Source organism: Vibrio sinus, assembly GCF_023634645.1.
Taxonomy (GTDB): Bacteria; Pseudomonadota; Gammaproteobacteria; order Enterobacterales; family Vibrionaceae; genus Vibrio; species Vibrio sinus.
The window spans coordinates 502,489-514,497 of the sequence record NZ_JAMKMR010000001.1 but is presented as its reverse complement, the minus strand read 5'-3'; the positions used below and the strand labels follow the sequence as shown (position 1 = coordinate 514,497).

Below are 12,009 nucleotides of genomic sequence, written 5' to 3'. Positions count from 1 at the left end.
GATTTGGCCTAATCGTCAATTAGACCAAATCGGCATAACTCTCTAATCCAATTGACTTAAACTCTGCTGATGCTGTGAGACTAACGTCTCCATTTGGCTTTCCACACGTTTCATGGCGTCGAGGTAGCTCTCTTGCTGGGCTATCTCGCCAACGACCTCATAGTAGCATTTTACTTTGGGCTCGGTGCCGGAAGGGCGGATAATGATCCGAGATTGATCTTCTAGATAATAAATCACCACATCACTGGCTGGATAAGGTAACGGTTGGGTCAGCTCATCGATGTAAAAACGTAGAGACTCTTTAAAATCATCGATTTGCACGACTTGTAATCCCGCGATACGGCTTGGTGGGTTTTTCCGTAACTGATCACCGATGGGTTTAGAGTCGGGCTCTAGGTGGATACTTTTTTGAGCGTTCAAATAGAGTCCGTATTTTCGATATAGAAACTCTAAGTAATCCCAGATGGTCTTGTTTTGGTTGTACGCTTCAGCAGCCAGCTGTGCGAATACCGCGCAAGTAAATATACCATCTTTATCCCAAACTTGTTTACCAATCGTATAGCCAATGGCTTCTTCGTAGGCGAATAAAAACTGATGCTCTTCGGATTCGATTTGCATAGCCATATTGCTGAGCCACTTAAAACCAGTGAGCGTTTCGTAGTGTTTAGCGCCCATTTCGGTAGCAATTTTCCCGAGTAAACGAGAGGAAACAATGGTATTTCCGACCAGTTGTTTTGTGGGATCAGTTTTCGTTAGCAGGTAATGGCCTAAGAGTACACCTATTTGATCACCCGTTAACATCTTATATTGGCCGTTCGGTTGTTGTACGGCTGCGGCGAATCGATCGGCGTCTGGGTCATTGGCGCAAGCAATTTGCGCTTTGAGTGATTCAGCCATTTCGATGACCTTGTCCATCGCCCCATCTTCTTCGGGGTTCGGAAATTTGACAGTAGGAAAGTTAGGATCAGGTCTACGTTGTTCAACCACACTTAACACGTTTTTAAAGCCGATATCGTGTAAGAGCCCTTCCGCCATCTCTGCGCCCACTCCGTGCATGGCAGTGTAAGCAATGGTCAGGCAAGCTGGGTTGGTATGATTACCCAAAATTGGGCTGTTGACCATTGAACGGCGATAGGCGTTAAAGTACTCATCAGACAGCCACTCTAGTTGACCTTTTTTCTTGGCATCATCAAGACACATGAGCGGGATAGCTTTTGTTGATGCATCTTCAATTTCAGCTGCGATGCCTCTGTCATGAGGTGGAATAATTTGTGCGCCATTTTCCCAGTACACTTTAAAACCGTTGTACTCCGGAGGGTTGTGGCTGGCAGTAACGACAACACCGGCTGCCGTATTTAAGTGCTTGACACCAAAGGCAATGAGCGGTGTTGGCGACTCTTTACTCGTGATGTATACCTTAATACCCAGAGCGGCTAATACGGAGGCAGTATCATGAGCAAATTGTTTGGAATCAAATCGGCCGTCGTAGCCAATGATGACGCCTTTTGAAACGGCGTTCTTTACGTGTCGAATCAGGTAGTGCCCTAGGCCGGTAGCGGTTTCTTGAATGACAAGTCTATTCATCCTGTTTGGACCACAGCCCATAAGTCCGCGTAGGCCCGCTGTGCCAAATTCTAGGCGACCTTTGAATCTGTCTTCTATCTCGTCGAGCATCTTTTCTTCGATAAGATATTGCAGCTCTTCTCTTGTTCGTGGGTCTGGATCTCTTTCTAACCAGTGGGTCACATTGGGGTTCATATTTGAAGCCTTACTCGTATTAATTAGAGGTCGAATTCTAAGTTTAATATAGTGACTAAAATGTTACTTATTTAGTATAAATTCGTTCAGTGATACACACCTCAAAAATATTGGTATTTTTTTATCATTTATTGACGTAAGCATCAGAAATGAATGTAAAAAATTTATGCGCTAGGACTTTCTTGAACTAATCAAAATCGTTAACTAACGTTAACTTACATAAATATAACAAAACCCACCAAGCGCATCGATAAATCCGCTGTATTTAGGGAGACCTAAACGAGTTGGAATAGCGCTCAGGGCTTTTACGCGAAAAGACCGTTGCCAAGTAAGGCATATTTAAAAATCAGGGTAGAGAGGAGAGAGTCTTTTGAATAGGTCAATAAGCAAGCGTGGGCTGTATGCCGGTTTCATGTTCTTGGGTGCTACGTATCCGGCTGTCTCCGCCGAGCAACAACAATTTAATATGACGAAGGGTGTCACGGACATCAGCAGTAAAGTCTACGATTTGCACATGCTCATTTTCTGGATATGTGTTGTCATCGCGATTGTTGTCTTCGGAGCCATGTTTTACTCCATCATTTATCACCGTAAATCCAAAGGGGCTGTCGCAGCGCATTTCCATGAAAGCACCAAAGTAGAAATCATTTGGACGGTGATTCCCATCATTATATTGGTTGCAATGGCAATACCTGCAACAAAAACATTGGTTGCAATGGAAGACACTAGTCAATCAGATCTGACAGTAATTGTTACCGGCTCCCAATGGAAGTGGCACTACAGCTATTTTGGTGAAGATGTTGAGTTTTTCAGTTTGCTTTCGACCTCAGCGAAGCAAATTGATGGAGAAGAGCCCAAGGGGGCTAACTATCTTCTTGAAGTTGATAATCCACTTGTCTTGCCGATTAACCGAAAAGTTCGATTTTTATTGACGTCTGATGACGTGATTCATTCTTGGTGGGTACCTGCATTTGCGGTGAAAAAAGACACTATTCCAGGCTTCATCAATGAAGCGTGGACAAAAATCGATAAACCGGGCGTTTATCGAGGCCAGTGCGCCGAGCTTTGCGGCCGAGCTCATGGCTTTATGCCGATTGTGGTGAAAGCGGTTGAAGAGGGTGAATATGATCAATGGCTTGCTGGCAAAAAAATCGAAATGGCAGAAGCTCGAAAAGCCGCTCAAGCGGCATTAGGTAACGTGTTACCGAAAGAAGAGCTCATGAGTATTGGTGAGCAAGTGTACATTGACCGATGTGCGGTATGTCACCAGCTCAATGGGCTCGGCGTCCCAGGAGCATTCCCAGCGATTAAAGGAAGTAAAATTGCTACAGGAGACGTTACTGACCACCTAAACATCATTATCAACGGTAAAAGTGGTACAGCGATGCAAGCCTTTGCCAACCAACTAACTCAACAAGAAATAGCTGCGGTAACGACATATCAACGAAATGCGTGGGGTAACGATATGGGAGACGTTGTCCAAGCGGCGGATGTCAATGCGGTAATAGACCAAGAGTCCAAGGAGTGACCATGACGATGTCTAAAGAACATGAGATAAAATCCGCTCCAGTCGCTGATGCCGAATTGGGAGGAGCCAACAGCACTATCGCGGTCGATGAGCATGATATAAGTCATGACCATGATCATCATGCACCGTCAGGCATTGCTCGTTGGATATATTCTACCAATCACAAAGATATAGGCACCTTATACCTATGGTTTAGTTTTATCATGTTTTTGGTTGGTGGTGCGATGGCCATGGTGATTCGGGCTGAGCTGTTTCAACCAGGGTTACAGCTTGTCGATCCAGATTTTTTTAATCAGATGACCACCGTTCATGGGCTGGTGATGGTTTTTGGTGCCGTGATGCCTGCATTTACCGGCCTTGCAAACTGGATGATCCCAATGATGATTGGCGCGCCAGATATGGCGTTGCCTCGGTTGAACAACTTAAGTTTTTGGATTTTGCCTTTTGCGTTTCTGATATTGCTCGCGTCTTTGTTTACCGAAGGAGGCGGACCTGATTTTGGTTGGACCTTCTACGCCCCGTTATCCACTACCTACGGGCCAGACAGTACGGCCTTGTTTGTCTTCTCAGTCCATATCATGGGGATCAGCTCCATCATGGGCGCCATTAATGTCATTGTCACGATTTTCAATATGCGAGCGCCTGGCATGACGTGGTTCAAGTTGCCTATGTTTGTTTGGACTTGGTTGATTACCGCTTTCCTATTAATTGCAGTCATGCCGGTTCTCGCAGGGGCCGTCACCATGGTACTTACCGATAAGTATTTTGGCACAAGCTTCTTTGATGCAGCTGGCGGTGGTGATCCTGTGATGTTCCAACACATATTCTGGTTCTTCGGCCACCCAGAAGTGTACATCATGATTTTGCCATCGTTTGGCATTGTGTCTGCGATTATCCCTACTTTCAGTGGTAAGAAGCTGTTTGGTTACCATTCTATGGTCTACGCGACATGCAGTATCGCCTTGTTGTCGTTCATCGTTTGGGCCCACCATATGTTTACCACTGGAATGCCCGTTTTTGCCGAACTGTTTTTCATGTACTGCACTATGCTGATTGCGGTGCCAACGGGAGTTAAAGTGTTTAACTGGGTGGCGACGATGTGGCGTGGCGCGTTAACATTTGAAACACCGATGCTATTTGCTATCGCCTTTATCATCTTGTTCACCATTGGCGGTTTGTCAGGGTTGATGCTCGCGATAGTACCAGCTGATTTCCAATACCATGATACCTATTTTGTTGTCGCGCATTTCCATTACGTTCTTGTGTCAGGCGCAGTATTTTCCATTATGGCGGCCGCATACTATTGGCTGCCAAAATGGACCGGACATATGTACGATCACCGATTAAGTTTGTGGCACTTTTGGTGCTCAATCATTTCTGTCAATCTCCTATTCTTTCCTATGCACTTCCTTGGCTTAGCGGGTATGCCACGGCGTATTCCTGACTACGCCATACAATTTGCTGATGTGAATCAAATCGTCTCGATTGGTGGGTTTGCGTTCGGCCTATCTCAACTCATATTCCTTTGGTTAGTTATCAAGTGCATTCGTGGTGGAGAAAATGCGCCAGCGAAACCTTGGGAGAGAGCCGAAGGATTAGAATGGACGGTGCCAAGCCCAGCGCCTCATCATACATTTGAAACTCCACCGAAAATTGATTGATAAGGTGCAGTAATGGAGCAAGTGGAAAATAAAAATAAAGCGCTGATCGTGAAGCTATTGATAGCGGTAGTAGGGATGTTTGGCTTTGGGTTTGCGCTTGTTCCTTTGTATGACGTTATGTGTGATGCATTAGGGATTAATGGCAAAACCAATACGGTTTCTGCTATTCAACCCAAGGGTATGGTACCCGATACCTCTCGTATTGTGCGAATCGAGTTTATGTCTCACATTAATCCCGATATGCCTTGGTCATTTGTGCCAGAGCAAAAAGTGATGGAAGTGCATCCGGGGCAAGTGATTCAAACCAATTACATAGCAAAAAACTTGTCCGGCAGTTTTACCACGGGTCAAGCTGTACCCTCGGTGTCTCCAGGTTTAGGTGCTACCTACTTTAATAAAATCGAGTGTTTTTGTTTCAATCAGCAACCACTAGATGGTAAGTCAGAAGCAAAGATGCCATTGATTTTTTATATAGAGCCAGATATTCCCAAGTCTATCCATACCCTAACACTGTCTTACACCTTGTTTAATATCAGTGAGAAAGTGAATAAGGACAATACATTAGCCAAGGGCAAGTCTACAAACAATATGGAAATTAGCTCACAACAAGGAGCGAAGTTATGAGTTCAAAATTTCAACGCTATTATGTCCCGGCGCACAGCGCTTGGCCGATAGTCGGGGCAATAGCACTTTTCTTAGTGGCCGTCGGTGCGGGACTAACGGTTCAACATATGGAAACGGGTGGTACGGGCCGAGTATTTGGTAATGTTGTCCTGGCCATCGGTTTCGTTATCCTTTTGTATATGTTGGCGGGTTGGTTTACTAATGTGGTTACCGAATCGCTATCAGGTTATTACTCTCCTCAAATTACCCGCTCGTTTCGGCAGGGGATGAGCTGGTTTATTTTCTCGGAAGTCATGTTCTTTGGCGCATTTTTTGGGGCGCTGTTTTATGCTCGCATGATCTCTGTGCCTTGGCTGGGTGGTGCGTCGAACAATGCGATGACAAACGAGGTATTGTGGCCAACCTTTGAAGCTGTTTGGCCATTGCTTGAAACGCCAGCGGGTGAACTCACACAAGCCATGCCATGGGATGGCCTGCCTTTAATGAACACCATCATTCTTCTACTTTCTTCGGTAACGCTACACTTCGCACACGTCAGTCTAGAAAAAAACAAACGCATGGCTCTGATTGTCTGGTTAGAAATCACCATCATTCTGGCGGGCTTCTTCTTATATTACCAATCAATAGAGTACATTCATGCTTACGAGGAACTTGGACTTACTTTGCAGTCAGGTGTGTACGGCAATACCTTCTTTTTGCTAACGGGCTTTCACGGACTCCATGTCTGCTTAGGTACCATTTTCCTTATCGTTTTACTAGGGCGCATTGCCAAAGATCACTTTACTCCCAAAGATCACTTCGCATTCCAAGCTGGAAGCTGGTATTGGCACTTCGTTGATGTGGTTTGGTTGAGCTTGTTTATCTTTGTCTATGTCCTGTGATGAGCAGGACATAGAGGTTTTTTAGGCCGTTAATATGGCCTTGGGTTAGGTTCTAACCAGCCACTGGTCAGCGCAATAATGAGCATAAGGACAACGATCGCAGATAACAAAACACGTCTACCTAAGTAATGGCTCATAGGCTTAACGCTTTCAGTGTCATTGGACGGCTCTTTGACCATTTGAACCATTGCTTTTGCAAGGTTAAACACGATGAAAAGTAGCATAAAAACTAACGCAATTTTGAACACTAAGACCATAACGAATCCTCTTTTAATATTGTTGAAATCAAAGAACTTTTGGGCATGTGCAGTATTAACATTGGTCGTACTTTTCTTATTGGTCAAATTAGGCTTCTGGCAACTATCTCGTGGATATGAAAAACAACGAATTGAGTCACAGCTTGAAATAAACGTTGCAAAAGATCCTATCGATTTTGATGAGTTTTTAAGTCTGGGACAGAGTGATGAAAATATGGGCTATACAGGACAAAAAGTGAAAACTAGAGTAACTCCTGTAGCAGGTAAATATTTGTTGTTAGACAACCAAACGTTGAAAGGTAATGTAGGGTATTTAGCCTACCAATTGATGGTTAGTACGCAAGGCCGTTATTTTTTACTGGAGAGAGGGTTCGTAAAAGGCAGTAAAGACAGAAGCCAGCTACCAACTATTGAGTGGTTATCAAAGCCAGAAAGTTTGCAGGGTCGAATATACCAGCGTTTATCAAACCCTCTTAGCAATGAACTAGGGCTGGAAAATACTCAGCCAATCAGAGTGCAAAATTTGAATATGGGTGAATTAGAAGCGGTGTTTGGCGTTGAAATCAAGCCCTATTTGTTTCAACCGATCCAACAAGGCTGGCTATACCCTCAACCATGGCAGCCCGTGCCTCTCAGCTCGCAAAAACATTTTGGTTACGCACTGCAATGGTTCTCCATGGCAATGGCATTGGTGATACTCATTGGCTGGGTACTATGCCGAGCGGTAATAAGAATTAGACACAAGCATAAATCTGTTCAAGGTACATAAAAACAACGACCTAATAATAGGTCACGAGACCCTAGGAGTACGTAGTGAAAAATCGAGTTGTTAGAGGTCGCCTTATACTCATTAGCTTAGTAGTATTGTTTGTACTGCCCGTCATTGTGGCGAAGCTCATTTTGAGTAATAACTGGTACCAATCGGGGGTAACAAATAACGGTGAGTTGTTTGAGCCTTCAGTCAGTTTCAAATCTCTGGGATTACAAAATCCGCTACAAAGTCAAACCTGGCAACTAGGTTTTGTTGTGCCAGAAAAGTGCGATAGGTTTTGTGGTCAGCAGCTATATTTGCTTGGTCAAAGCTATACCGCATTAGGTAAATATCAAGCAAGGGTGACTCCAGTTGTTTTCTTAAGCCCCACTAGTGACGTTTCCGTCAAAAAAGATTACCCATTCAAATTTATAGATGTAAGTAACGCGTTTACCTCTCAAGTACATGATTCCGAATACGTCATTGTTGACCCATTAGGACAGCTCGTTATGCGTTACCCGAAGCCAGACAACGCCAATATGCTGGTCTCTCAATCGAAGGGACTCCTGGCTGATCTCAAAAAACTGTTGAAGTTATCTCGAGTGGGGTAAAGCGAACAAAGAATAGATAGATTGCTGATTGAGCCAAAGTTGTCACAACCTGTATGCAAAGCTAAGGAGAGCGTATGAAATTGCAAGTGTTGGTAAGGTTGAGCTTAGTTCTAACGTTTATTGTTATCATGCTTGGGGCGTACACGCGCTTAGCAGATGCAGGCTTAGGTTGCCCGGATTGGCCTGGGTGTTATGGGCATTTTGCTGTGCCCACCGATGGAAAAGATATTTTACGTGCAAATATTCTTTTTCCTGGCTTGGAGGTCGAGGCCGATAAAGCTTGGCTTGAAATGATTCACCGATATTTTGCTGGTACCCTAGGGCTGCTAGTATTCGTCATCGCATTTGTTGCCGCATGGCAGAAAAAAGTCCCGTTAACTTTCTCGATAGGGCTTTGTTCTCTGATCGTATTTCAAGCGCTACTTGGAATGTGGACAGTGACCTTAAAATTGATGCCTATCGTCGTGATGGGGCATTTATTGGGCGGTTTTGCTCTTCTTAGTGCCCTATTTATCTTATATTGGAAAGTTACCGATCGGCGATTATCGACAGGCTATCAATCCTTTTCTCCCATTCTTCCCGTGTTAGCGATGATCTCTTTTGTCTTTGTCATCGGGCAAATCATGTTAGGCGGTTGGACGTCGTCAAATTATGCTGCGCTCATGTGCACGGGGCTGCCTATTTGCGAAGGAGATTGGGTCAATAACCTTGATGTGGTGAACGCTTTTACGCTAGTTCACTCTGGTTATGACAACTATGAATTTGGTGTTTTAGATTACGAAGCAAGAATGACGATCCACGTGGCTCATAGAATTGGTGCAATCGTAACGGCGATTGTTGTTATAGCATTAGCAGTCAAATGTTTACGGCAGAAGGATGAATTACTTTCGAAAGTCGGCTGGTACTTGCTCATCGTACTGGCGTTGCAAATTTTACTCGGAGTTAGCAATGTCGTGTTTGCCCTTCCTTTAGCAGTAGCGGTAGCTCACAATATTGGCGCGGCATTGCTTCTAGTGACTGTTTTATATGCTAATTATTTAATGTGGCAGCCTGTCAGTGTAATGGAGCTGAACAAGGAGAGTGTTCAATGAGTAAAGTTGTGACTTCAGAGCTGAGCTTGTCGAAAACAGGCTCAAAACCCGTTTGGAGAACCTACCTAGCTTTGACCAAGCCAAAAGTTGTGGCGCTTATGCTCCTGACAGCGTTAGTCGGGATGTGTTTGGCACTACCAGATGCGTTACCTATTCAGCAGGCTTTACTTGGGTTGCTGGGAATTGGCTTGATGGCGGGTTCAGCTGCCGCTTATAACCATCTCATCGATCAAAAGATCGACGCGGTTATGGCGAGAACATTCAAACGTCCTCTCCCTTCCGGGGATATTCAGTCATCCAAAGTGTTTATGTTTGCCACCTCCATCGGTGTGGTTGGTTTCGTGGCACTGTATATGGGCGTGAATAAGCTCACCGCTTGGTTGACTTTATTTAGCTTGCTGGGATACGCGGTGGTTTACACTATGTATCTGAAAAGAGCGACACCACAAAATATCGTGATCGCTGGGTTAGCAGGCGCTATGCCTCCATTATTAGGCTGGTGCGCGGTGACCGGAGAACTGCACGCCCACGCTTGGCTGTTAGTCATGATTATTTTTGTATGGACGCCTCCTCATTTTTGGGCTTTAGCGATTCACAGGAAAGACGATTATGCCAAGGCTAAGATCCCCATGCTGTCGGTTACCCACGGCGTAGAGTACACCAAAACATCTATATTGCTTTATACGGTGCTGCTTAGTATTGTCTGCTTACTGCCTGTGCTAGTGGGTATGTCGGGTATTATTTATCTGGTCATTTCATCGGTGCTGAGTGCCGGATTTATTTATTCCGCTTGGCAGCTAAAATACTATCAAGATGAAAAATCAGCGATAAGCACATTTAAGTTCTCTATTTACCATTTGATGATGCTGTTTATTGCTTTGTTAGCTGACCACTACTTGATGTGATTTGGGTTCACACACGCTAATCTTTGACTTGTTCCATAAGCCACTGAATGACGGCTTTAACGTTTTTGCTGCGTACTTTGTCTGGGCGGCAAAGTATGTAGTACCAAGAGTCAATGGTCACAGCAGGTTCAGCTAAATTTTTGAGTAACCCGGAAGATAGCTCGTCGGTTACGAATATATTATGCGTGACAAAAATGCCAAGTCCAGCGATGGCCGCTTGGATAGCTTGAGTGGAATTTTCAAACACTTGCTTTTTCGTATGGGCGCTAAGTGACTGATTTTTAGCGGATGCCCATTGCTGCCAATCTGGCTGTCGATATCGATCTTTTACCCAAATTTGAGTTTCATTGGCGAGTATTTCTTCCAATGATTGGTACTTTTCTAAAATGCTTGGCTGTCCAACGAGTAATATTTGGTCTTGAATCCACTCTTTGGCAACACTTTCAGGCCACCAATCGGGGCTACTCCCATAACCTATCGCCAAGTCCAAATTATCCGCATCGATATCAAAGTCAGACAATGATATGGCAGATAGTCTCAATTCAATATCAGGATACGAAGTAGTAAAGTTTGGCAACCTTGGAATCAGCCATTTTAGCGCAAGTGTTGGGATAGAATTGAGGTACACTTGTTTGTCAGACTGCATTTCACGTTGTGTTGCTCTGACAATGAGATTCATTCCTTCTTCAATACTTTGCCTGTAGCGCTCTCCTTCTGCGGTTAACTCCATGTGGCGAGTTGTCCGGTTTATTAGTTTTTTGCCCAGAAAAGATTCTAAGTTTTGAATGTTTTGACTCACCGCAGAATGAGTAATACAAAGCTCTTCAGCCGCTTTTGTAAAATTTAAGTGATGGCAAACACTCAAAAATACGGGCAACGTTTTTAAAGGAGGGAGATCTCTCATATTGATTTGTTAGCAAACCTTACATATTAGTTAATGTATATCGATTTTTATTTTAGTGCTACAACAATATACTGTTTGCAGATGAAAAATAGACTGACCGCTTGACTTAAGGCGGTTGCTTACCCCACTAAGAAAGGTTTTAAAAGATGAGTAAAGCACTTCTCGTAATTGATTTTATCAACGATATTTGTCACCCAGATGGTAAAATTCCCTCTTGTGCTGCGCACACTAAAGAGCAAAACGCTATTGAACATGCCAATAAAGCGCTTTCATATGCTCGTGACAACGATTGGCTAACTATTTTAGTGAAGGTTGGATTTGAGTCTAACTATCATGCTCAGCCAAAGAGCTCACCAGTTTTCGGTAAAGCTAACGAGTTTAAAGCTCTCGAGTTAGGAGAGTTTGGTACAGAGTTTCATGAAGATTTAGATGTGAAATCGACGGATTTTGTACTGGCGAAGCCACGCGTGAACCCGTTTTATGGCACAACACTTGAGCCTGTATTACGTGCGAATAAAATCGATGAACTGTACGTTTGCGGGGTAAGCACGACATGGGCTATCCAAGCGGTGACACGTGACGCGCATGACCGAGACTATAAAGTCACTATTATTGAAGATGCTTGCGCTGCTGCTGATCAAGAAGAGCATGTTACGTCAATCAATACGCTATCACGAATTGCGAATATCATTAGAGCCGATGAAATAGCGTAATTTTAGAGCATTAGCTTTTGTTTTTTCCTATGTGTTCATTATATTTTAAGACATTGATGTCTTATTTTTTCGCCCTCAGCTACGCGGGCGATTTTTTATTTTCTGCGACCTGACTCATCGAGAGTAGATCCAACACCAAGTTATTTGAAGAGCTAAACCGTTAGTTCTTATCCAACAATTCGACAGTTTTCCCTCTCTATATCAGTGAAAACATGCTCATATAATCAATCCAATCATTCCCATCTTATATCTTTTTAATTGTGATCCATTTTGTTTTTCAATGATAAAGAATTGCAAATATCAAAATAATAGTTACATTCTGCAA

12 protein-coding genes are annotated in these 12,009 nt (G+C 43.8%); 9 read left to right on the top strand and 3 right to left on the bottom strand.

Annotation, left to right across the window (positions count from 1 at the left end):
* Positions 1-42: 42 nt before the first annotated feature.
* The gene (locus tag M9194_RS02235; RefSeq protein ID WP_250610707.1) at positions 43-1,758 is read right to left on the bottom strand and encodes a phospho-sugar mutase; all 1,716 of its coding nucleotides are present in this window, start codon (positions 1,756-1,758) and stop codon (positions 43-45) included.
* Between the two features lie 412 nt (positions 1,759-2,170).
* Here M9194_RS02235 and coxB point away from each other — a divergent pair, with 412 nt between their 5' ends.
* The 4 genes from coxB to M9194_RS02215 are packed head-to-tail and all read left to right on the top strand — an operon-like array spanning position 2,171 to position 6,452.
* Entirely contained in the window at positions 2,171-3,286 is a 1,116-nt protein-coding gene (coxB, locus tag M9194_RS02230) for a cytochrome c oxidase subunit II (RefSeq protein WP_250610790.1), read from the top strand.
* Positions 3,287-3,288: 2 nt separating this feature from the next.
* Entirely contained in the window at positions 3,289-4,947 is a 1,659-nt protein-coding gene (ctaD, locus tag M9194_RS02225; protein ID WP_431769383.1) for a cytochrome c oxidase subunit I, read from the top strand.
* 12 nt (positions 4,948-4,959) lie between these two features.
* Positions 4,960-5,571 carry a cytochrome c oxidase assembly protein gene (locus tag M9194_RS02220; protein ID WP_250610705.1) on the top strand — a complete coding sequence of 204 codons (612 nt, stop codon included), beginning with the start codon at positions 4,960-4,962 and terminating at the stop codon, positions 5,569-5,571.
* Positions 5,568-6,452: a cytochrome c oxidase subunit 3 gene (locus M9194_RS02215; protein ID WP_250610704.1), complete on the top strand. Its 885-nt coding sequence runs from the start codon at positions 5,568-5,570 to the stop codon at positions 6,450-6,452. The genes M9194_RS02220 and M9194_RS02215 overlap by 4 nt, the downstream gene beginning before the upstream one ends.
* Positions 6,453-6,481: 29 nt before the next feature.
* Here the strand turns inward: M9194_RS02215 and M9194_RS02210 are convergent, their stop codons facing one another.
* Positions 6,482-6,709 (bottom strand): DUF2909 domain-containing protein, encoded by a 228-nt coding sequence (locus M9194_RS02210; RefSeq protein WP_250610703.1) that lies wholly within the window; start codon positions 6,707-6,709, stop codon positions 6,482-6,484.
* Positions 6,710-6,728: 19 nt separating this feature from the next.
* On the opposite strand from M9194_RS02210, the gene M9194_RS02205 reads away from it, so the two are divergent.
* The 4 genes from M9194_RS02205 (at position 6,729) to cyoE (ending at position 10,067) form a co-directional block, all read left to right on the top strand.
* Complete coding sequence (locus M9194_RS02205) at positions 6,729-7,478, top strand: SURF1 family protein (protein ID WP_250610702.1); 750 nt, start codon at positions 6,729-6,731, stop codon at positions 7,476-7,478.
* A gap of 44 nt (positions 7,479-7,522) precedes the next feature.
* Positions 7,523-8,071 carry a hypothetical protein gene (locus M9194_RS02200; RefSeq protein WP_250610701.1) on the top strand — a complete coding sequence of 183 codons (549 nt, stop codon included), beginning with the start codon at positions 7,523-7,525 and terminating at the stop codon, positions 8,069-8,071.
* 74 nt (positions 8,072-8,145) lie between these two features.
* Positions 8,146-9,162 (top strand): COX15/CtaA family protein, encoded by a 1,017-nt coding sequence (locus M9194_RS02195; protein ID WP_250610700.1) that lies wholly within the window; start codon positions 8,146-8,148, stop codon positions 9,160-9,162.
* Positions 9,159-10,067 (top strand): heme o synthase, encoded by a 909-nt coding sequence (gene cyoE, locus M9194_RS02190; RefSeq protein WP_250610699.1) that lies wholly within the window; start codon positions 9,159-9,161, stop codon positions 10,065-10,067. Before M9194_RS02195 ends, cyoE begins: the two co-directional genes overlap by 4 nt.
* Positions 10,068-10,083: 16 nt before the next feature.
* Here cyoE and M9194_RS02185 read toward each other — a convergent pair whose 3' ends face one another.
* Positions 10,084-10,971, bottom strand: a complete 888-nt coding sequence (locus tag M9194_RS02185; RefSeq protein ID WP_250610698.1) for a LysR substrate-binding domain-containing protein — start codon at positions 10,969-10,971, stop codon at positions 10,084-10,086.
* A 146-nt stretch (positions 10,972-11,117) separates the two neighbouring features.
* Here M9194_RS02185 and M9194_RS02180 point away from each other — a divergent pair, with 146 nt between their 5' ends.
* Positions 11,118-11,684, top strand: coding sequence for a cysteine hydrolase family protein (locus M9194_RS02180; protein WP_250610697.1), 567 nt, complete (start codon positions 11,118-11,120; stop codon positions 11,682-11,684).
* The last annotated feature ends 325 nt before the right edge of the window (positions 11,685-12,009 follow it).